We start from the raw sequence: 20,222 nt of genomic DNA on the forward strand, positions 1-20,222 counted from the left end.
GCGGCAAAATGCCAGCCGCCGCGCCAGGCTCTCGGATTGTTCTTGCGGGTTATTTCACATAGTCGATGGCATTCACATACCAGGTCGCTTCCCCGGCTGGGGTGTGCACGATGGCCAGATCGCCGACCTCTTTTTTCAGCAGCGCCCGCGCCATTGGCGAGTCGATGGAGATGTAATCCTTACGACCAAAAATTTCATCGTAGCCGACGATACGAAAGCGTTTGAGATCGCCATCGTCGTTTTCGATCTCCACCCACGCGCCGAAGAAGACTTTGCCCTCCTGCTGCGGGGAGTAATCGACGATTTTCAGGTTCTCAAGGCATTTGGTCAGATACCGCACCCGGCGGTCGATTTCGCGTAGCCGTTTTTTGTTGTACTGGTAGTCGGCGTTTTCACTACGGTCACCCAGGCTCGCAGCCCAGGTCACTTTTTTCGTCACCTCCGGGCGCTCTTCCCGCCACAGCGTGTCCATCTCTTTCTTCAGATTTTCGTACCCTTCGCGGGTGATCAGGGGCGTTTTCATACTCTGGCCTTACGACTTAGGTTGCATACCTTGCGCACATTACGTATCACTTAGCTTATCAGACAAGATTAATAATGCGTTCTGTGACGGATTGTGCAGATAAGCTGCTGTAAAATATGCTTTGTAACAATTTCGACTAGAATTTATACCAGAATTAGCTGGTCGTGGACGCGCACTTTTTTAGAATACGCTGTTCAAGATTATCCGAACCTTTGGGAGTACTGACGATGCAAGAGAATTATAAGATTCTGGTGGTGGATGACGACATGCGCCTGCGTGCGCTGCTTGAGCGTTATCTGACCGAGCAGGGCTTCCAGGTTCGTAGCGTTGCCAACGCCGAACAGATGGATCGCCTGTTAACCCGTGAATCCTTCCACCTGATGGTGCTGGATCTGATGCTGCCGGGCGAAGATGGGCTCTCCATCTGCCGCCGTCTGCGTAGCCAAAGCAACCCTATGCCGATCATTATGGTAACGGCGAAAGGGGAAGAGGTTGACCGTATCGTCGGCCTGGAAATTGGTGCCGACGACTACATTCCAAAGCCGTTTAACCCGCGTGAGCTGCTGGCGCGTATCCGCGCCGTACTGCGTCGCCAGGCGAATGAACTGCCAGGCGCGCCGTCCCAGGAAGAGGCGGTGATCGCCTTTGGTAAGTTTAAGCTGAACCTCGGCACCCGCGAGATGTTCCGTGAAGATGAGCCGATGCCGCTGACCAGCGGTGAGTTCGCGGTGCTGAAAGCCTTAGTCAGCCACCCGCGTGAGCCGCTCTCACGCGATAAGCTGATGAACCTGGCGCGTGGCCGCGAATATTCCGCGATGGAGCGTTCCATCGACGTACAGATCTCCCGCCTGCGTCGCATGGTGGAAGAGGATCCGGCGCATCCGCGCTATATCCAGACCGTCTGGGGTCTGGGCTACGTGTTTGTCCCGGACGGCTCTAAAGCATGAGGCGAATGCGTTTCTCGCCGCGTAGCTCGTTTGCCCGCACCCTGTTACTGATCGTCACCCTGCTGTTTGTCAGCCTGGTGACGACCTACCTGGTTGTGCTGAACTTTGCGATCCTGCCGAGCCTGCAGCAGTTTAATAAGGTCCTGGCCTACGAAGTACGTATGCTGATGACCGATAAACTGCAGCTGGAAGATGGCACGCAGCTGGTGGTGCCACCGGCGTTTCGCCGTGAAATCTACCGTGAGCTGGGGATATCGCTCTATTCCAACGAAGCGGCGGAAGACGCAGGCCTGCGCTGGGCACAGCATTACGAATTCCTTAGCCAGCAGATGGCGCAGCAGCTGGGCGGCCCGACGGAAGTGCGCGTTGAGGTCAACAAAAGCTCGCCGGTTGTCTGGCTGAAAACCTGGCTCTCACCCAACATCTGGGTGCGTGTACCGCTGACCGAAATTCATCAGGGCGACTTCTCGCCGCTGTTCCGTTACACCCTGGCGATTATGCTGCTGGCGATAGGCGGCGCCTGGCTGTTTATCCGTATCCAGAACCGACCGCTGGTCGACCTGGAGCATGCGGCGCTCCAGGTCGGTAAAGGCATTATCCCGCCTCCGCTGCGCGAATACGGTGCGTCGGAAGTGCGCTCGGTAACACGCGCCTTCAACCATATGGCGGCAGGCGTTAAGCAGCTGGCGGATGACCGTACCCTGCTGATGGCCGGGGTCAGCCATGACCTGCGTACTCCGCTGACGCGTATTCGCCTGGCGACCGAGATGATGGGCGAAGAAGACGGCTATCTGGCGGAGTCCATCAACAAGGACATCGAAGAGTGCAACGCCATTATCGAGCAGTTCATCGACTACCTGCGCACCGGGCAGGAGATGCCGATGGAGGTCGCGGATCTTAACGCTGTACTGGGCGAAGTGGTGGCGGCAGAGAGCGGTTACGAGCGTGAGATCGAAACCGACCTGCAGCCGGGTGATATCACCGTGCGCATGCATCCTCTTTCCATCAAGCGTGCAGTGGCGAATATGGTGGTTAACGCCGCCCGCTACGGCAATGGCTGGATCAAGGTCAGCAGCGGCTCTGAGTTGAGCCGCGCCTGGTTCCAGGTGGAAGACGATGGCCCCGGCATTAAACCGGAGCAGCGCAAACATCTCTTCCAGCCGTTTGTCCGTGGCGACAGCGCGCGCAGCACCAGCGGCACCGGGTTAGGCCTGGCGATTGTTCAGCGTATTGTGGATAACCATAACGGTCTGCTGGAGATTGGTACCAGCGAGCGAGGCGGGTTAAGTATTCGCGCATGGCTGCCGGTTCCGTTTTCGCGTGGACAGGTGAAAGAGAGTTAAAAATACGGGGTGCGGCCTGATGGCCTCACCCCGATCCTCACCCAGTGGGCGCAAACATGAAAAACGGCAACCTCGGTTGCCGTTTTGCGTTTATCTTGGCCCTGCACTTACCAGTGCCGCACCTGCTGGCGTATCGGTGTACTTCTCAAAGTTTTCCACGAACAGCTTCGCGAGCTGAGAGGCTTTTTCCTGCCACTGCTCCGGGGAGGCGTAGGTGTTGCGCGGATCGAGGATATGGCTGTCCACGCCCGGCAGTTCGGTCGGGATCGCCAGATCGAACATCGGCAGGGTAAAGGTTTCCGCATCATCCAGCGAACCGTTAAGAATGGCGTCGATAATGGCGCGGGTATCTTTGATTGAGATACGTTTGCCGGTGCCGTTCCAGCCGGTGTTCACCAGATACGCCTGGGCACCCGCGGCCTGCATGCGTTTCACCAGCACTTCGGCGTACTGCGTCGGGTGCAGCGACAGGAAAGCTGCGCCGAAGCAGGCGGAGAAGGTTGGTGTTGGCTCAGTCACACCGCGCTCGGTCCCGGCCAGCTTGGCGGTAAAACCGGAGAGGAAGTGATACTGGGTCTGGCTGGCGGTCAGGCGTGAAACCGGCGGCAGCACGCCAAACGCATCGGCGGTGAGGAAGATCACCTTGGTTGCGTGGCCTGCTTTCGACACCGGCTTAACGATGTTGTCGATGTGGTAGATCGGATAGCTGACGCGGGTATTCTCGGTTTTTGACGCATCGTCAAAATCGACCGTACCGTCGGCACGTACCGTGACGTTCTCCAGCAGCGCATCGCGGCGAATAGCCTGATAGATATCTGGCTCCGCTTCTGGCGACAGACGAATGGTCTTGGCGTAACAGCCGCCTTCGAAGTTGAACACGCCGTCATCATCCCAGCCATGCTCGTCGTCGCCAATCAGGCGGCGTTTCGGGTCGGTGGAGAGGGTGGTTTTACCGGTGCCGGACAGGCCGAAGAACACTGCCACGTCACCTTTCTCGCCGACGTTCGCCGAGCAGTGCATCGACGCAATGCCCTGTAACGGCAGCAGGTAGTTCATTACCGAGAACATCCCTTTCTTCATTTCGCCGCCGTACCATGTGCCGCCGATCAGCTGGATACGTTCCGTCAGGTTAAAGGCGACAAAGTTTTCCGAGTTCAGCCCCTGGGCTTTCCAGTTCGGGTTAGTGCACTTCGCACCGTTCATCACCACAAAGTCAGGTTTGAAGCTTTGCAGCTCTTCCTCGGTGGGGCGAATGAACATGTTCTTCACGAAATGCGCCTGCCAGGCGACTTCGGTGATAAAGCGGACGGAAAGACGGGTATCAGCGTTAGCGCCGCAGTAAGCATCAATAATGAACAGACGCTTGCCGGAAAGTTGTTGGGTGACGAGGGTTTTCAGCTGCTGCCAGGTTTCCGGGGAGATCGCTTTGTTGTCGTTCTTCCCTTTGCCATTATCGGACCACCACAGGGTGTCGCGGGTGGTGTCGTCACGGACAATGTACTTATCTTTCGGCGAGCGGCCGGTAAAGATACCGGTATCGACAGCGATAGCACCGGTGGTCGTCAATATACCGCGTTCGTATCCTTCCAGCGCTGGGTTCAGCTCTTCCTGATACAGCGTATCGTAATCGGGGTTGTAGACGATATCGTGAGCGTCGTTGATACCATAAGCCTTGAGATCCTGCGGGGTTAAACCATTAACACGCATATCACTGCTCCTTAGCCAATATATACTGCTCGAAATTGTAGGGTTTTTCCTCGAATGTTAACCGCGACCGGGCTCATAGATTTGCGTATCTGGACAAAAACCCTTTATGACGGAAAACGCTGTGACTCCTGTCACTTCGCGGAGCAGATTATGGCAGGAATCACTTTTTGGTTGGCGAAAATGTTCTGAAAAGGTTAATTGGCGGTAAATTTAACTACGATAATGTGAGTGTAAGCGCATACATGAAAGAAAATTACGTAAGCCTTACATTACTGATAACGATTCAGCCGGGGCGGAAAGAATAGTGAACAAAAAGAAAGGGTAGCCGGGCGAAGGGGAAAAACAACTGCCCTCGGAAGAGGGCAGTTCAGGGGAGACTTAGTGCAGCTGAGGATCGGCCGGGGAGGCGTTGTTACGGATCTCGGCAATATCCATCGCGTTAAAGACGTAATGCGAACCGCAGTAGTCGCAGTGCATGTCGATTTCGCCATCTTCCGCCAGGATGCTATCGATCTCTTCATCCGGCAGGGTTTTCAGCGCACCCGCGCAGCGTTCACGGGAACAGGTGCATTTGAACTCTACGTCCTGCGGATCGTACAGCGTGACCTCTTCTTCGTGGTACAGACGCCACAGCACTTCGTTCGCCGGCAGGGTGAACAGCTCTTCAGCTTTGATGGTTTCGGTCAGCGTCGCCAGATGGTCGAAATCGTCGCTCTGCGCATTCTGGGCTGGCAGCACCTGCAGCAGCATGCCGCCTGCGGCCGGCTGGCCGTCGACTTCGCCGGTGCGGATAAACAGACGTGTCGGCAGCTGTTCAGAACGCATGAAGTAATCTTCCAGGCAGGCCGCCAGGGTGTCGCCTTCCAGACCGACCACGCCCTGATAGCGTTCACCCTCTTCAGGAGAGATGGTGATCACCAGGTAGCCGTTGCCGACCAGCGTTTTCAGATCTGCGTCTTCCGGGATCTCGCCCTGTACGCGCGCCACGCCGCGCATCTGCTGCTGGTTGTTGCCGTTGATCACTGCCAGGCTCATCGGGCCATCGCCCTGGAGTTGCACGGTGATGTCACCGGCAAATTTCAGGGTGGCGGTCAGCAGGCTGGTGGCAACCAGCAGCTCGCCCAGCACGGCTTTCACCGGTTGCGGGTAGTTATGGTTTTCCAGGATCTGTTTCCAGGTTTCGGATACCGTCACCAGCTCGCCGCGAACGGCAAATTGTTCAAACAGATAGCGGTGTAATTGGTCGTGTTGGGCCATAGTCATCTCTCGTTCAGCAAGAATCACTCATTCTCGCCATTTTTAAATTTAATCAGATCGCGACGTTCTTTCTTGTCCGGTCGCCTGTCGGGGTGCGGCATGGTCAGGGCATTCAGCTTGCGCGCCTGCGCCATTTTCTCGCGTTTTTCAACGCTTTCGGCCGTCTCTTCATACAGGGTGCTGGCTTCCGTTGCCGGGCGACGCTGTTCGGTGATGTTTTTCACAATCACCGTTCGTTCGTCGTTGCCCTGACGCAGGGTCAGGGTGGCGTTCAGCTCCACGAGCTTGCTCGGTTTGCTGCGCTGCCCGTTGTAATGCACTTTGCCGCCTTCAATCATTTCCCGGGCGAGGGCGCGCGTTTTGTAAAAGCGGGCAGCCCACAGCCATTTGTCCAGTCTTACCCCTTCAGAGGGTTTTTCTTTCATGGCTTCTCCTTCACGGTGAGTGAGGGGATCATCCGGCGATAGTCGTTCAGCCCCGGATGCCGCAGATAGCTCTTTTCAGCCAGGCCAGAATCAGGATTCGTTACGCCAAGGCAATAACGAATGCCAAAGGTTGCCGCCGCATCCAGAATCGGTTCGCTGTCATCAATGAACACCGTTCTTTCTGGCTGCAGGCCGGTCTCTTCTGCCACCGCCTGCCACAATCGCTGATCCTCTTTCGGATAACCAAATGTGTGGGTGGAAAGTAATAAATCAAGGTGTGAGGCCAGTCCGGTATGTTCCAGCTTCACCGCCAGATTATGTGGATGCGCGTTGGTCAGCAGTATGCGCCGTTTGCCGCTCGCTTTCAGGGCATCGAGAAAGGGAACGGTATCTTCACGTAATACGGCGTGCGGACCCTGAGCGGTAGTCATCGCGCAAATGTCCAGACCGAGGCGTTCGCTCCAGTAGTCCAGGCAGTACCAGTTTAGCGTATGTTGTACGGCGGTATATTGCTGGCGTATGAATTCCTGTGCTTCTGCCGGGGAGATCCCCTGCTGCTCGCCGTAGGTCTCCGGCACCAGTTTTTGCCAGAAGTGATTATCAAACGCGAGATCGAGCAGCGTACCGTCCATATCCAGCAGGACGGTATCGACCTCCTGCCAGTCGATATCAAAATGCATGGGGGAAAACTCCAGCCAGAAGAAACGTGCGCGACAGGGTAGCATATCCTGTCGCGCGGGAGCGTTATCCGATCAGGCTCTCAGGCGTGGGGATAAGCTTTGGGTTGAGGCAATTATCGTAGTATTGCTGAATATCGGCCAGACGCGTACGCGAGCGCTGGTAGCGACGCAGCGCCATAAAGGCGTTCCAGAGCATGCACACCACCAGCGTCAGCATCAGCAGTGAGGTGGCGATGTAGCGCCATAACCCGGCGCTGTCAGGCATGCTATGCAGCTCGACATGACGGGTGCCATTGGCATCGGTGAAGAGGCCCGTCACAATCCCTTCGGCACTGAACGGCGTGCGCATCAGCATCTGCGCCAGGCGCTGAAACTCGTCCCACTGCTCCTGGGCCGGGTAGTCATAGAGCGCCACGGACGGATAAGGCTGATCGACCAGCTCGCTGCCTTCGTCGCTGACGATCACAAAACCACCGGGAGCCGGGCTATTAAGCGCCTGGGCGGCACGTGAGGTTTCACGGGTGACGAAGGGGGCAGTGGAGGTGGCGACCAGATTTTCCAGCGACTCCGCGCTGACCGGACGTAACAGCACGTTAACGCCATCAAGACGACCGCCATCGGCACGTTTGACCAGGGACTCCCAGTCTTTGCTGTTACCGAGGTTAACCAGTGCATTTTTCAGCCTGATGCACTCATCCTGTTCGGCACAGAGGTCCTGGGTTTTCAGCACGATATCGCCAAAGTCATCCAGCAGGATCATGCCCGATTTCTGAATGGCGGAGCTTAATGCCGGGCTGACTCGTGAGTTATTTTCCGGTTTGGGATGCAGTTGGTTCGACAGCGCCTGGGTCAGGGCCGTGGCTTTGTTAACGATGTCGGATTCCGGCAGCGGCAGGGGCGCGGCGTCATTCCAGATCACCTGCGAGCAATCAAAGGGCGTAAAAGGAGAGCTTTGCCGGGCGTTCCAGGTGCCAGGGGCATGGATATTACACATCCCGGTGCCCTTCAGACGCAGCGTATCGCCAATGCGCACGCCCGCGTTTTCGAGTTGCTCGACGCTGGTGGCCTCAATGGTCTGGGCGCCCTTAATCCACGACAGGGTAAATTTGATCGGCATATCCAGCGGGACGAGGAGAACCAGCATCGCCAGTATGATCCCGGCACCAGCGGCAATCACCGTGCTGCGCAGCCAGTGCTGCAGCGGGAAGTTTTTAACCTCGTCATGCAGAGATAAATAGCGTCCCTGGCGCACAACGTGCCTGTCCAGGTAGATATCAATATCGGTTTTTTGCCCTAAATCCTGCGCCAGCCAGGGCTGCCAGTGACGCGGATAGATCAGGTCGATGATGCCAAGCGAGATATTGTTAACGTGATCCTGATCGTTTTCGCCAAACAGTCCCCAGCGTTTTGGCGTGCCGCGCAGACAGTGGATCTCACGCAGCGAATTTTTGGCAGGCGGGGCGAATAATCCCCAGAGTCCCGCCGCCAGCAGCAGCACACCACCGCCAGCAAGCCAGGGAGCAAAAACATCCGGGCTGACCAGGCAGAAGAAAAAGAGCAGGAAAGCGGCAACAATCAGCAGCGCTTCGCGAATGCCGTCCGGGCGGCTCAGGGCGTACTCTTCGTGCGTCTCCTGACGAATATTCAGTAGCTCAATCTGCTCTGTCTCTTCGCCACGAATCGAAGCCTGGGTTGAACTGACGTGTTCCAGCGCAAAGTGGGGCGCTTCCTGAACATACTCCGCAATGGAGTGGCCATTCAGGACGATTACCAGCGGGATTGAATCGGTGTGGATCAGCTCAACGCTGTTTTCATCGTTGATGTACTGTTCCCAGAAAGGTGGCAGATGCACCTCAACCGAGTCGAGGTAGTAACGCCATTTATTGGGATCGTCAGTGGTGATACCGTAGCGGGTAATGGAGCGCGTTACGCAGAGCACGGTGCTGCTCTGGGCATTGAGGCTTAACGACACGGGTGCGGCGCTGGCGCCTGTTGCCGGCGTCTGCTGGATGCGGTTAAACGACTCAAGATATTGCTCAATCGCGCTGCGTTCTTCAGCGGTGAGCTTGCGGGTATTCGCCCCGGCAAAGGCATTGTGATAAGGCAGGCGATATCGACGCTGCGCCCGACGTCTGTACAACCACCCTGCAATGAATGCGCAGGCCAGCATAGCAGCGATGACAATCAAAATGGTGCTCATGCTTTCCCCATCTTACTTTTACTTACAGGTGTAGTCTGTAGCACCTTTTTAACAGTGAATGCGTGTCTGTGATTGGCTATCGGCATGTAAGGCGTTGAACTTGAGCAAATTGAAGCGCATCCCAGTGATCGCTGATGATAGCAAAGCTAAACCTGACGGGATATCAGCAAATTCCTGGAATAATTTCAACCTCTTGACTTTTTAAGCGAAATGAGGAATGAATCTGCACAGGTTACATAAATGTAAATAAAGCGCGATTGACATTGCCCAAACCGTGCGGCGTATCGCACAATGACGCCAGTTCACTCAGCAAAGACCCGTCAAAATGAGCAAACCCTTACAAAAGCCCACCATCCTGAATGTTGAAACCGTCGCCAAATCGCGTCTGTTTAATGTTGAAAGTGTGGACCTGGAGTTCAGTAACGGCGTGCGCCGTGTCTACGAGCGTATGCGTCCCTCCACGCGCGAAGCCGTCATGATTGTGCCCATTGTTGATGACCATCTGATCCTGATCCGCGAATACGCGGTGGGGACCGAGTCTTACGAGCTTGGCTTCTCCAAAGGGCTGATTGATCCGGGTGAATCGGTCTATGAGGCCGCGAACCGTGAGCTGAAAGAAGAGGTTGGGTTTGGTGCGAAGGAGTTAACCTTCCTGAAGAAGCTCAGCATGGCTCCCTCCTATTTTTCCAGCAAAATGAATATCGTGCTGGCGGAAGATCTCTATCCTGAATGGCTGGAAGGGGATGAACCCGAGCCGCTGCCGCAGGTGCGCTGGCCGCTGGCGCATCTGATGGATCTGCTGGAAGAGCCAGATTTCAACGAAGCCCGGAACGTGAGCGCGCTGTTCCTGGTGCGGGAATGGCTGAAAGGGCAGGGCAGGTTGTAGCAGAAGGATCCCCCTCTCCCGGCGGGAAAGGGGGCAGACAGTTAGAACAGCTCGTGTGTCTCGCCGTTATCAATCAACGTTGTACCCACCTCATGCACCACCTGATGCGTTGGCTGCGTGCCTTCGATGAAGTACTCCTCCCGACTGTTACCGCCATTCGCCAACTGACCGCTGCTGCGATCGATATTGACCGTCACTATGCCTGGCGGTGGGGTTAATGGCTGCTCCGGTACGCCGTCCAGCAGCATCTTCATAAAGGCATCCCAGGCCGGCTGAGCGCTTTTGGCCCCACCTTCGTAACCGGAAATCTGATCTTTGATCGCCCCGGACGCCGTAGTACGGCCTAAATCACGGCGGTGATCGTCAAAGCCGATCCACACCGAGGTCACCGCACCCGGGCCATACCCCGAGAACCACGCATCTTTCGAGCTGTTGGTCGTCCCGGTCTTACCGCCGATATCCTTGCGCTGCAGATCGCGACCGGCACGCCAGCCCGTCCCCTGCCAGCCCGGCTCACCAAAGATGTTGCTGTTCAACGCGCTTTTGATCAGGAAGGCCAGCGGCGTGTTAATCACATGCGGGGCATACTCCTGAGCACCGGTCTGCGCAACCAGCGCCTGGTTAGCCTGCTCGAGCTGTGGCTTTGGTACCACCGCATTTTGCTGCGCCTGAGAAATGGCGACATCTTCCATGTCCTGATTGTTCAGGGCATCTGATTTTGGCGTATCGCCATAAATCACCGGAATATCACACTCTGCGCAGGCGATTTTCGGTTTTGCTTCGAACAGCACACCGCCCTGATCGTTCTCGATTTTGCTGATGAAGAACGGATCGACCAGGAAACCACCGTTCGCCATCACCGCATAACCGCGCGCCACCTGCATCGGGGTAAAGGAGGCAGAACCCAGCGCCAGCGACTCGGTATGCACGATATTCTGTGCCGGGAAGCCGAAGCGTTGCAGATACTCTGCCGCATAATCGACGCCCATGGCGCGCATGGCGCGAACCATCACCACGTTCTTCGACTGACCCAGCCCCTGACGCAGACGAATCGGCCCGGCGTATTCTGCCGGTGAGTTCTTAGGTCGCCAGTCAGAACCTGCACCGGCATCCCAGCGGGAGATCGGCACGTCATTAAGGATGCTGGCGAGGGTCAAACCTTTGTCCATTGCCGCGGTGTAGAGGAACGGCTTGATATTGGACCCGACCTGGCGCAGCGCCATGGTGGCACGGTTAAATTTGCTCTGGTTGAAATCGAAGCCGCCAACCAGCGCCAGCACCGCGCCGTTATGTGGATCGATGGAGACCAGCGCAGAGTTAACGTCCGGGATCTGCCCCAGCCACCAGGCGTCGTTAACCTTACGGACCCAAATCTGCTGACCCACCTGTACTGCATCGGTCACTTTACGCGGGGTCGAACCCTGCTGCGTATCTGACCGATACGGACGTGCCCAGCGAACGCCGTCCATGCGCAGCGATACGGAGGTGCCGTCAGCGAGCATCGCGGTGGCTTCCTGCGGAGTGGCCTGGGTCACTACTGCCGCGACAAATGGCCCATAGCCCGGCAGCGGTTTCAGGGTATCGGTGATTTTCTTGCTGTCCCAGGCAGACTCGCCCACTTTCCACAGCACGTTTGACGGGCCGCGGTAGCCGTGGCGCATGTCGTAATCAATCACGTTATTACGCACCGCCTGCTGCGCGCCCTGCTGGACGTTGCGGCTGATGGTGGTGTAGACGCGGTAGCCATCTTCATAAGCCTGCTCGCCGTAGCGGGAGACCATCTCCTGGCGCACCATTTCGCTGAGATAAGGCGCGGAGAAAGCAATTTCCGGCGCATGGTAGTTGGCGTCAATCACCTCGTTGCGCGCCTGATCGTACTGGGTCTGGCTGATATAGCCTTCGCTCAGCATGCGCGATAACACCACGTTGCGGCGGGCGGTAGCGCGATTGAGTGAGTAGAGCGGGTTGAAGGTTGAAGGCGCCTTCGGCAAACCGGCGATGGTTGCCATTTCACTCAGGGTTAATTGCTCAATGGATTTGCCAAAATAGACCTGCGCCGCCGCGCCCACGCCATAGGCACGGTAGCCGAGATAGATCTTGTTGAGATAAAGCTCAAGGATCTCATCTTTATTCAGCATCTGCTCAATACGGATCGCCAGGAACACTTCCTTGACCTTACGTATCAGCGTTTTTTCAGGGCTAAGGAAGAAGTTACGTGCCAGCTGCTGGGTGATAGTACTCGCACCCTGAGAGGCATGGCCGGAGAACAACGCCACGCTTGCGGCACGGAAAATCCCCACCGGATCGACACCATGGTGCTCATAAAAGCGGCTGTCCTCGGTGGCAATAAAGGCTTTCACCATGACGGGGGGGATCTGATTCAGGGTCAGCGGGATACGGCGCTTCTCACCGTACTGGGCGATAAGTTCGCCATCCGTGCTGTAGACCTGCATTGGGATCTGGAGCCGGACATCACGAAGCGTAGCGACATCAGGCAGTTGCGGCTCAATATATTTGTACAAACCAAAAATCGAGCCTGCTCCAAGCAGAATGCAACAGACTGCAAGGATCAATAAATACTTTACGAACTTCACTGGAGATTTCCCATTTAGTTTGAACTGGGCAGTTTCTAAACAATCGCGCGGTAGTATAAAGGCAAGCCTGTAGCATTGATATAGCCGTTATCCCCCGGAACGATAAGGAGATCGTGAAACATGGCATTTAAAACATGGCATACAGGCGTTCATATTCAACAGGATAAGGTTCTGGCGGTCGCGCTGGTACGCGAAAAGTCAGGGTGGGGGTTGCGCCGCTGGTGGCAGCTCCCTCTGGCGGCAGGCATTATCCGCGACGGGCAAATTCTTCAGCCTGAACAGCTGGCTGCGGCACTGCGCGAGTGGCGCCAGTTGCTGCCTCATCAACATCAAATTTTTCTCGCCTTCCCGGCCGCCCGCACCTTACAGCGCACGCTTCCACGCCCTTCCATGACCCTGCGCGACAGCGAACAGACCGCCTGGATCGCCGCGGCGATGAGCCGTGAACTGGAGATGGCCCCCGATACCCTGCGTTTTGACTATGCGGAAGATACCTTCAGTAACGCTTATCACGTCACGGCGGCACAGAATAAGGAGGTGGCGACGCTGCTAGAGCTGGCCCGGGAACTGCGTTTGCGGCTGGCCACCATCACGCCCGATGCGGGCGCGCTGGCGCACCTGCTGCCCTTTGTGCAAGCCCCGGCCCAGTGCGTCGCCTGGCGCGATCGGGACCAGTGGCTATGGGCAATGCGCCACCAGTGGGGCAGGCGCGGGCTGGCGGAGGCCCCGGACGTCGAAAGGCTCGCCGCCCTGCTGGCACTCGGGGTGGACGAGATCGCCTGCTGTGGGGCAGGCAATTTTGACCCCTGGTGCGTGTTATCCCGACGCCAGCCGCCACTGCCTGAACATGGGGCCGATTTCAGCGTCGCGCTGGCGCTGGCGACTGGAGAGCACGCATGATGAGGACGGCCAATCTTCTGCCGTGGCGCCAGCGGCAACAGCGTCGCTGTCTGCGCTTCTGGGGAGGGATGTTTACCGGCTCGCTGCTGGTGGCGCTAATGCTCTGCGCCACCAGCCGGGTCAGCGATGCGCTTGTGACACGTGCCAGCGCGCTGCGGCACGCCAGCGATGTGGCACTGCGTCAGGGACTGGAGCAGCGGCAAAAGCAGTGGACGGCGTTACAGGCCAAACACCAGCAACAGCAGCAGTGGATGCGCGACAAAGCCAGGACGGAAGCCTGGCAACCGGCATTGATCGCCTTATCCCACCTTCTGCCAGAGCAGGCATGGCTGGCGCAGCTGCGCTTTCAGCAGTCGACCCTCTCCCTGACCGGCTACGCCGCCACGCTGCCTGCCCTGGCGGCGCTGGATCCGGCGCTACGCCAGATGCCCGGGTTTACCCCCGGTGCACCAGGGGAGATGCGTCAGGATGCCCAGGGCCGCTGGCTGTTCAGCTGGACGCTGAACCGTAAGGAGAGTGCTGATGCGGATCCATCCTGACAGCTGGTATGCCATGACACCGCGCGGGCGCTGCCTGTGCTGGGGAGTCAGCTCAGCGTTGCTGCTGATCTGCGTGACCGGTTTGCAGGGACGAATGCAGGATCGGCAGAGAGCAACGCAGCAGGCCGGGCAGGTGCGGCACGCAGAGGCTCATGCCCGGTTGTGGGTCGCTGTGCGCAAGCTCTCACCCCCTGACGACACACACGCTCCCGTGGCGGCACAGCCGTTTTCGCCGCTGGCGTTTGATACCGATGAGCTGCGGATGGTTCGCTGGCAGCCCGTGGGTACAGGAGGTGAACTGGTGATTGAAGCGACGTGGGCGCAGATCCCCTCGCTGTTTGCCACTCTTGCCCGGCGCGACGTTGCGGTAGCGCGTTTTAGCATTCAGCCTGAGCACAACAAGTTACAGGTCGTCATGCAGCTGGAGCACCAGGATGCGGGTTAAGTGTGGCGTGCTGTTATTACTGCCGCTCCTGCTCGGCCTGCGCGATCCCTTTCAGCCCCCGGAATCACGCTGCCCGGATGCAACGCTGCAGCAGTGGCGCTATGTCGGGGTGGTGCTTGGCGCGGTGCCAGTGGCGATCGTCCGGGATGAAACGTCGCGGTGGCTGCGCCTTCGTCGCGGCGACACGCTGGCGCAGGGCAGTCGGGTGGCGGCATTGAATGAAAAGGAACTGGTCATCGATATGCCCGGGGCATGTGAACTGCCGCAGTGGCGATGGCAACGACAAGGAACGAAACAGGATGAAAACAGGGATCGTGGGATTACTGCTGATGGTCAGCCAGGCGCTGGCCGCGAAGCCAGCACCGGTGAGCCTGGTGGTGGATGAGGTACCGGTTGCCCAGCTTTTGCAGGCGCTGGCGGAGCAGGAGAACCGCAACATGATTATCTCCCCGGACGTCAGCGGGAAGGTCTCACTGCGCCTGCAGGAGGTTCCCTGGCTGCAGGCGATCCAGACGGTGGTCACCAGTGCCGGGCTGGTAATGCGCCAGCAGGCGGGCATTTTTTATATCCACACCGTCGACTGGCAGCAGAAACAGCAGGCCAAAAAGGAGGCCGAGCGAACAAAACAACAGCTCAGTGCGCCGCTGGAGTCGCGCAGTCTGCCTCTCTCTTACGCCGATGCGGGAGATATCCAGCAGGCTGCCGAAAAACTCCTTAGCCCGAAAGGCAGCCTGGCGGTAGACAAACGCACCAACCGCCTGCTGGTGCGCGATAACCGGGCCGCGCTGGAGGCGCTACAGCACTGGGTTGCGCAGATAGATCTCCCCGTGGCGCAGGTGGAGCTGGCCGCGCATATCGTCAGCATGAGTGAAAAAAGCCTGCGCGAGCTGGGAGTGAAGTGGAATCTGTCCCAGGGGGCGCAGCCTGGTAAGCCAGGACAGCTGACGATGCTCAGCAGCGATCTGGCCGTCAACAGCGCCACCACCCAGGTGGGGTTTATTATCGGGCGGATCAATGGCCAACTGCTGGATCTCGAACTCTCTGCGCTGGAGCAAAAACAGCAGGTCGATATTATCGCCAGCCCGCGCCTGCTGGCATCACACATGCAGCCCGCCAGCATTAAGCAGGGCAGCGAAATCCCCTATCAGGTCTCCAGTGGCGAGAGCGGCGCAACATCGGTTGAGTTTAAAGAGGCGGTGCTGGGCATGGAGGTGACGCCAGTGGTGTTGGCCAACGGACGGGTTCGCCTGAAGCTGCGCATCAGTGAAAACACCCCGGGCCAGGTTTTGCAGCAGGCCGATGGCGAAACGCTGGCGATAGATAAGCAGGAGATTGAAACCCAGGTCGAGGTCAATAGTGGTGAAACACTGGCTTTGGGCGGGATTTTTTCTCAGAGGCATAAAACCGGCAGCGAATCTGTGCCAGGCTTGAGCCGTATTCCTTTCCTGGGGCAGCTATTCAGTCATCAGGGAAAAGACAACGAACGCCGGGAGTTAGTGGTTTTTATCACGCCTCGTCTGGTTGCAGTGCCATAATGTCCCGGGATGCCCCGCGTGATTTTGCATTCAGTTTGTTGCAGATGTTTGACGTGGGGCATGAATTAGCATACAAGGAGTACCGATTTGAGAATCAGCATACACAATCTCACTCCTTAATAACTTAAGCGGCGGCAGGGTGATTTAATCTGTTGCCAAACAAGCAGGAGTATTGAGATAATTTTTAGTCTGACTCTCGCTCTATCGCATATGAGGTTTCAGTTCATGTCCTGCTACGCCAGATACCGGTGAAGCGGGTTTACCATTAACGAATAGTCTTAGTAGTACCGAAAAAATGGCAGAGAAACGCAATATCTTTCTGGTTGGGCCTATGGGTGCCGGCAAAAGCACTATTGGGCGCCAGTTAGCTCAACAACTCAATATGGAATTTTACGATTCTGATCAAGAGATTGAGAAACGAACCGGAGCTGATGTGGGCTGGGTCTTCGATGTAGAAGGCGAAGAGGGTTTCCGTGACCGTGAAGAAAAAGTCATTAATGAACTTACGGAAAAACAGGGCATTGTGCTGGCTACTGGCGGCGGCTCTGTAAAATCTCGCGAAACTCGCAACCGTCTCTCCGCCCGCGGTGTCGTGGTCTATCTTGAAACGACCATCGAAAAACAACTGGCGCGTACGCAGCGTGATAAAAAACGCCCGTTGCTGCAGGTTGAGACGCCTCCACGCGAAGTTCTGGAAGCCCTGGCTGGTGAACGCAATCCGCTGTACGAAGAGATTGCTGACGTCACCATTCGCACCGACGACCAGAGCGCTAAAGTGGTCGCAAACCAGATTATTCATATGCTGGAAAGCAACTGATTCTGGCTTTATATACACTCGCCTGCGGGTAAAAGCATTTAAGGTGGATGTCGCGTTATGGAGAGGATTACAGTCACTCTCGGTGAACGGAGTTACCCTATCACTATCGCGGCTGGTTTGTTTAACGACCCAGCTTCCTTCTTACCACTGAAAGCGGGTGATCAGGCAATGCTGGTCACCAATGAGACGCTGGCTCCGCTTTATCTCGACAACGTACGTCAGCGCCTTGAACAGGCTGGCGTGAAGGTCGACAGTGTGATTCTGCCTGATGGCGAGCAGTATAAAAGCCTGACGGTACTGGATACCGTCTTTACCGCATTACTGCAAAAACCGCATGGTCGCGATACTACACTGCTGGCGTTAGGCGGCGGTGTTGTGGGCGATCTTACGGGATTTGCTGCGGCAAGCTATCAGCGCGGCGTCCGTTTTATTCAAATTCCTACCACGCTGTTGTCGCAGGTCGACTCTTCTGTTGGCGGCAAAACGGCCGTTAACCATCCGCTTGGCAAAAACATGATTGGCGCGTTCTACCAGCCCGCTTCGGTGGTGGTGGATCTCGACTGTCTGCAAACCTTGCCTCAGCGTGAACTGGCGTCGGGCCTGGCGGAAGTGATCAAGTACGGCATTATTCTGGACGGTGCGTTCTTTAGCTGGCTGGAAGAGAACATGGATGCCTTACTGCGTCTGGATGGTCAGGCGATGGCGTACTGTATTCGCCGCTGCTGTGAGCTGAAAGCAGAAGTCGTGGCTGCAGACGAGCGCGAAACAGGCTTACGTGCTTTACTGAATCTGGGGCACACCTACGGTCATGCTATCGAAGCCGAAATGGGCTACGGTAACTGGCTGCATGGCGAGGCCGTTGCGGCGGGGATGGTGATGGCCGCTCGCACCTCGGAGCGTCTGGGTCAGTTCAGCAAGGCCGATACACAACGCATTATCACGCTGCTGGAGCGTGCCGGGTTACCGGTGACCGGGCCGCGTGAAATGTCGGCGCAGGCCTACCTGCCGCATATGATGCGCGATAAAAAAGTATTAGCAGGCGAGATGCGTCTGGTGCTCCCGCTTGCGATAGGTAAGAGTGAAGTGCGTGGCGGTGTGCCGCACGATGTGGTTCTTGGCGCTATTGCTGATTGTCAGCAGGCGTAACTATTAGAAAGGTCCGGCTGCGGTAAAACGTAGCCATTTTGCTTCAGGTGATGTGCAAAGTCGTAGGCATAAGCCTTTTAGTGGGGTGTTAAATGGATGAATTCAAACCAGAAGACGAGCTGAAACCCGATCCCAGCGATCGTCGTACTGGTCGTACTCGCCAATCTTCAGAACGTGATAACGAGCCGCAAATCAACTTTGATGAGGTCGATCTCGACAACGATGATCCTCGTCCTTCGCGTGGCCGTGCTGCCCGCGACGAGCGTGAAGAAGATTATGAGTCTGATGATGATTCAGTGGACGAAGCGCCCGTTGAGCGCCGTCCGCGTAAGCGCAAAGCTGCTCCGGCGAAGCCCGCTTCCCGCCAGTACATTATGATGGGGCTGGGTGTGCTGGTCCTGCTGCTGCTGATTATCGGCGTCGGCTCGGCACTTAAAGCCCCGTCAAGCAATCCAGCGGATCAGAGCGCCTCTACTGAGAAGAGTGTTGATCTGTCCGGCAATGCTGCCGATCAGGCCAATGGCACCCAGCCTGCGCCGGGTACCACTTCCGCTGAGCAGACTGCCGGGAACACCCAGCAGGATATCTCTCTGCCACCAGTAGCGTCCACACCAACCCAGGGTCAGGCACCGGCAACCCCGGAAGGCCAGCAGCGTGTTGAAGTGCAGGGCGATCTGAACAATGCGCTGACGCAGCCGCAGAACCAGCAGCAGGTTAACAATGTGGTGGTCAACTCCACGCTGCCGACCGAGCCTGCGACCGTGGCGCCAATCCGCGGTGCGACCGGGCAACATCAGACGGCGTCGACAGAATCTGCGCCACGTCAGACGAAGCCTGCTCAGCATCAGGAACGTAAACAAACGGTGATTGAGCCGAAGCGTGACGTGAAGCCGCAGCCAGTGGCGAAAGCGGAAGAGCCGAAAGCGACCACTCAGCCTAAGCGTAACGAAACCACGACCAGCGCACCGGCGAAAGCGCCTGCTGCGACAGCGGCGGCACCGAAGGCGACCGCAACGCCAGCGCCGACGGCGACAGCCTCGACGCCAGCGGCAGCAGCCCCTGCGGCCACGGCCAGCACCGGTAAAACGTCAGGAAATGTGAGTTCACTGAAGTCTGCCTCCTCCAGCAATTACACGCTGCAGTTGAGCAGTTCTTCCAACTATGACAACCTGAACAGCTGGGCGAAAAAGTCGAACCTGAAAAACTTTGTCGTCTATGAGACTACCCGTAACGGTCAGCCGTGGTATGTGCTGGTGAGCGGTGTGTATGCTTCGAAAGATGAAGCAAAACGCGCGGTTGCCACACTGCCAGCCGATGTTCAGGCGAAAAACCCATGGGCGAAGCCGATCCGTCAGGTTCAGTCCGATTTGAAGTAATCTGTGAAGCGCAGGATGCTGTCGGAGCTTTCTCCACAGCCGGAGAAGGTGTAATCAGTTAGTCAGCATGAAAAAAAATCGCGCTTTTCTGAAATGGGCAGGGGGGAAATACCCCCTGCTCGATGATATTAAACAACGCCTGCCTGCGGGTGAGTGTCTTGTCGAACCCTTTGTGGGCGCTGGCTCGGTATTCCTCAATACCGACTACTCCCGTTATATCCTTGCGGATATCAACAGCGATCTTATCGACCTCTATAACATCGTAAAGCTGCGTACCGACGAGTACGTTGCTGAGGCGCGTAAGCTGTTTACCCCAGAGAACAACAACCCGGACGTTTACTATCTGTTTCGCACTGAATTTAATCAGTGCCAGGATAAGTTCCGTCGTGCAGTGCTGTTCCTCTACCTCAACCGCCATGGCTACAACGGCCTGTGCCGGTATAATCTGCGTGGTCAATTCAACGTGCCTTTTGGTCGCTACAAGCGCCCTTATTTTCCTGAGGCCGAGTTGTATCACTTTGCTGAAAAAGCGCAGAATGCGGAGTTCCATTGCCTCTCCTATGAAGAGTGTATGGACCGTGCTGACGTTAACTCGGTGGTTTACTGTGATCCCCCGTACGCCCCGCTGTCTGCCACCGCGAACTTTACCGCTTATCACACCAACAGCTTCAGCCCTGCCGAGCAGGCGCGTCTGGCAGAAATGGCGGAAAAGCTGGTCAGCAAAAGAATTCCGGTGTTAATTTCGAATCACGACACGCCTGATACGCGCGAATGGTACAAAACCGCAGAGCATTTTCAGGTCAAAGTCCGGCGCAGCATCAGCAGCAACGGCGGTACACGTAAAAAGGTGGACGAACTGCTGGCTCTCTATCTACCCTGAGCCGTTTCGCCCGCCGTTAAAC

19 protein-coding genes are annotated in these 20,222 nt (G+C 56.9%); 12 read left to right on the plus strand and 7 right to left on the minus strand.

Annotated elements, in window-relative coordinates; genetic code table 11:
• Nucleotides 1-49: 49 nt before the first annotated feature.
• Entirely contained in the window at nucleotides 50-523 is a 474-nt protein-coding gene (gene greB, locus ABIE02_RS20630) for a transcription elongation factor GreB (RefSeq protein ID WP_032614824.1), read from the minus strand.
• A gap of 227 nt (nucleotides 524-750) precedes the next feature.
• Here greB and ompR point away from each other — a divergent pair, with 227 nt between their 5' ends.
• Complete coding sequence (gene ompR, locus ABIE02_RS20635; protein WP_001157751.1) at nucleotides 751-1,470, plus strand: two-component system response regulator OmpR; 720 nt, start codon at nucleotides 751-753, stop codon at nucleotides 1,468-1,470.
• Nucleotides 1,467-2,813, plus strand: a complete 1,347-nt coding sequence (gene envZ / locus ABIE02_RS20640) for a two-component system sensor histidine kinase EnvZ (protein ID WP_032614822.1) — start codon at nucleotides 1,467-1,469, stop codon at nucleotides 2,811-2,813. Before ompR ends, envZ begins: the two co-directional genes overlap by 4 nt.
• Before the next feature lie 90 nt (nucleotides 2,814-2,903).
• Here the strand turns inward: envZ and pckA are convergent, their stop codons facing one another.
• The 5 genes from pckA to ABIE02_RS20665 all read right to left on the minus strand — a co-directional run bounded on the left by pckA (nucleotide 2,904) and on the right by ABIE02_RS20665 (nucleotide 9,082).
• The gene (pckA, locus tag ABIE02_RS20645) at nucleotides 2,904-4,520 is read right to left on the minus strand and encodes a phosphoenolpyruvate carboxykinase (ATP) (RefSeq protein ID WP_032614819.1); all 1,617 of its coding nucleotides are present in this window, start codon (nucleotides 4,518-4,520) and stop codon (nucleotides 2,904-2,906) included.
• A gap of 378 nt (nucleotides 4,521-4,898) precedes the next feature.
• Nucleotides 4,899-5,777, minus strand: coding sequence for an Hsp33 family molecular chaperone HslO (gene hslO / locus ABIE02_RS20650; RefSeq protein WP_032614817.1), 879 nt, complete (start codon nucleotides 5,775-5,777; stop codon nucleotides 4,899-4,901).
• Between the two features lie 23 nt (nucleotides 5,778-5,800).
• Nucleotides 5,801-6,202: a ribosome-associated heat shock protein Hsp15 gene (gene hslR, locus ABIE02_RS20655; RefSeq protein WP_032614815.1), complete on the minus strand. Its 402-nt coding sequence runs from the start codon at nucleotides 6,200-6,202 to the stop codon at nucleotides 5,801-5,803.
• On the minus strand, nucleotides 6,199-6,882 hold the full coding sequence (yrfG, locus tag ABIE02_RS20660; protein ID WP_032614813.1) for a GMP/IMP nucleotidase: 684 nt from the start codon (nucleotides 6,880-6,882) through the stop codon (nucleotides 6,199-6,201). Before yrfG ends, hslR begins: the two co-directional genes overlap by 4 nt.
• Before the next feature lie 64 nt (nucleotides 6,883-6,946).
• Nucleotides 6,947-9,082 carry an intracellular growth attenuator family protein gene (locus ABIE02_RS20665; protein ID WP_336995233.1) on the minus strand — a complete coding sequence of 712 codons (2,136 nt, stop codon included), beginning with the start codon at nucleotides 9,080-9,082 and terminating at the stop codon, nucleotides 6,947-6,949.
• 325 nt (nucleotides 9,083-9,407) lie between these two features.
• Between ABIE02_RS20665 and nudE the strand changes: the two genes are divergently transcribed.
• Nucleotides 9,408-9,968 carry an ADP compounds hydrolase NudE gene (gene nudE / locus ABIE02_RS20670; protein ID WP_032614809.1) on the plus strand — a complete coding sequence of 187 codons (561 nt, stop codon included), beginning with the start codon at nucleotides 9,408-9,410 and terminating at the stop codon, nucleotides 9,966-9,968.
• A 41-nt stretch (nucleotides 9,969-10,009) separates the two neighbouring features.
• Here nudE and mrcA read toward each other — a convergent pair whose 3' ends face one another.
• Nucleotides 10,010-12,562 (minus strand): peptidoglycan glycosyltransferase/peptidoglycan DD-transpeptidase MrcA, encoded by a 2,553-nt coding sequence (mrcA, locus tag ABIE02_RS20675; RefSeq protein ID WP_077226859.1) that lies wholly within the window; start codon nucleotides 12,560-12,562, stop codon nucleotides 10,010-10,012.
• A gap of 120 nt (nucleotides 12,563-12,682) precedes the next feature.
• On the opposite strand from mrcA, the gene ABIE02_RS20680 reads away from it, so the two are divergent.
• The 9 genes from ABIE02_RS20680 (at nucleotide 12,683) to dam (ending at nucleotide 20,200) form a co-directional block, all read left to right on the plus strand.
• Nucleotides 12,683-13,462: a DNA utilization protein HofM gene (locus tag ABIE02_RS20680; RefSeq protein ID WP_336995232.1), complete on the plus strand. Its 780-nt coding sequence runs from the start codon at nucleotides 12,683-12,685 to the stop codon at nucleotides 13,460-13,462.
• A complete protein-coding gene (locus tag ABIE02_RS20685; protein WP_336995231.1) occupies nucleotides 13,459-14,001 on the plus strand; it encodes a PilN domain-containing protein in 543 nt (180 codons plus the stop codon). The genes ABIE02_RS20680 and ABIE02_RS20685 overlap by 4 nt, the downstream gene beginning before the upstream one ends.
• Nucleotides 13,985-14,446, plus strand: a complete 462-nt coding sequence (locus tag ABIE02_RS20690; RefSeq protein ID WP_144839914.1) for a hypothetical protein — start codon at nucleotides 13,985-13,987, stop codon at nucleotides 14,444-14,446. Before ABIE02_RS20685 ends, ABIE02_RS20690 begins: the two co-directional genes overlap by 17 nt.
• Entirely contained in the window at nucleotides 14,436-14,831 is a 396-nt protein-coding gene (locus tag ABIE02_RS20695; RefSeq protein WP_059307052.1) for a HofP DNA utilization family protein, read from the plus strand. Before ABIE02_RS20690 ends, ABIE02_RS20695 begins: the two co-directional genes overlap by 11 nt.
• Complete coding sequence (gene hofQ / locus ABIE02_RS20700) at nucleotides 14,746-15,981, plus strand: DNA uptake porin HofQ (RefSeq protein WP_059307053.1); 1,236 nt, start codon at nucleotides 14,746-14,748, stop codon at nucleotides 15,979-15,981. The genes ABIE02_RS20695 and hofQ overlap by 86 nt, the downstream gene beginning before the upstream one ends.
• 295 nt (nucleotides 15,982-16,276) lie before the next feature.
• The gene (gene aroK / locus ABIE02_RS20705) at nucleotides 16,277-16,798 is read left to right on the plus strand and encodes a shikimate kinase AroK (protein ID WP_010436374.1); all 522 of its coding nucleotides are present in this window, start codon (nucleotides 16,277-16,279) and stop codon (nucleotides 16,796-16,798) included.
• Between the two features lie 57 nt (nucleotides 16,799-16,855).
• Nucleotides 16,856-17,944, plus strand: a complete 1,089-nt coding sequence (aroB, locus tag ABIE02_RS20710; protein ID WP_077226865.1) for a 3-dehydroquinate synthase — start codon at nucleotides 16,856-16,858, stop codon at nucleotides 17,942-17,944.
• Between the two features lie 92 nt (nucleotides 17,945-18,036).
• Entirely contained in the window at nucleotides 18,037-19,320 is a 1,284-nt protein-coding gene (gene damX / locus ABIE02_RS20715; protein ID WP_336995230.1) for a cell division protein DamX, read from the plus strand.
• Nucleotides 19,321-19,387: 67 nt separating this feature from the next.
• A complete protein-coding gene (dam, locus tag ABIE02_RS20720) occupies nucleotides 19,388-20,200 on the plus strand; it encodes an adenine-specific DNA-methyltransferase (RefSeq protein WP_032614792.1) in 813 nt (270 codons plus the stop codon).
• Nucleotides 20,201-20,222 lie beyond the last annotated feature (22 nt).

Source organism: Leclercia sp. 1548, from assembly GCF_050435045.1.
GTDB lineage: Bacteria > Pseudomonadota > Gammaproteobacteria > Enterobacterales > Enterobacteriaceae > Enterobacter > Enterobacter adecarboxylatus.

Bases quoted from the DNA above. Each gene is read 5' to 3' on its own strand.
- greB (WP_032614824.1), bottom strand. From the start codon at position 523: ATGAAAACGCCCCTGATCACCCGCGAAGGGTACGAAAATCTGAAGAAA.
- ompR (WP_001157751.1), top strand. From the start codon at position 751: ATGCAAGAGAATTATAAGATTCTGGTGGTGGATGACGACATGCGCCTG.
- envZ (WP_032614822.1), top strand. From the start codon at position 1,467: ATGAGGCGAATGCGTTTCTCGCCGCGTAGCTCGTTTGCCCGCACCCTG.
- pckA (WP_032614819.1), bottom strand. From the start codon at position 4,520: ATGCGTGTTAATGGTTTAACCCCGCAGGATCTCAAGGCTTATGGTATC.
- hslO (WP_032614817.1), bottom strand. From the start codon at position 5,777: ATGGCCCAACACGACCAATTACACCGCTATCTGTTTGAACAATTTGCC.
- hslR (WP_032614815.1), bottom strand. From the start codon at position 6,202: ATGAAAGAAAAACCCTCTGAAGGGGTAAGACTGGACAAATGGCTGTGG.
- yrfG (WP_032614813.1), bottom strand. From the start codon at position 6,882: ATGCATTTTGATATCGACTGGCAGGAGGTCGATACCGTCCTGCTGGAT.
- ABIE02_RS20665 (WP_336995233.1), bottom strand. From the start codon at position 9,082: ATGAGCACCATTTTGATTGTCATCGCTGCTATGCTGGCCTGCGCATTC.
- nudE (WP_032614809.1), top strand. From the start codon at position 9,408: ATGAGCAAACCCTTACAAAAGCCCACCATCCTGAATGTTGAAACCGTC.
- ABIE02_RS20680 (WP_336995232.1), top strand. From the start codon at position 12,683: ATGGCATTTAAAACATGGCATACAGGCGTTCATATTCAACAGGATAAG.
- ABIE02_RS20685 (WP_336995231.1), top strand. From the start codon at position 13,459: ATGATGAGGACGGCCAATCTTCTGCCGTGGCGCCAGCGGCAACAGCGT.
- ABIE02_RS20690 (WP_144839914.1), top strand. From the start codon at position 13,985: ATGCGGATCCATCCTGACAGCTGGTATGCCATGACACCGCGCGGGCGC.
- ABIE02_RS20695 (WP_059307052.1), top strand. From the start codon at position 14,436: ATGCGGGTTAAGTGTGGCGTGCTGTTATTACTGCCGCTCCTGCTCGGC.
- hofQ (WP_059307053.1), top strand. From the start codon at position 14,746: ATGAAAACAGGGATCGTGGGATTACTGCTGATGGTCAGCCAGGCGCTG.
- aroK (WP_010436374.1), top strand. From the start codon at position 16,277: ATGGCAGAGAAACGCAATATCTTTCTGGTTGGGCCTATGGGTGCCGGC.
- aroB (WP_077226865.1), top strand. From the start codon at position 16,856: ATGGAGAGGATTACAGTCACTCTCGGTGAACGGAGTTACCCTATCACT.
- damX (WP_336995230.1), top strand. From the start codon at position 18,037: ATGGATGAATTCAAACCAGAAGACGAGCTGAAACCCGATCCCAGCGAT.
- dam (WP_032614792.1), top strand. From the start codon at position 19,388: ATGAAAAAAAATCGCGCTTTTCTGAAATGGGCAGGGGGGAAATACCCC.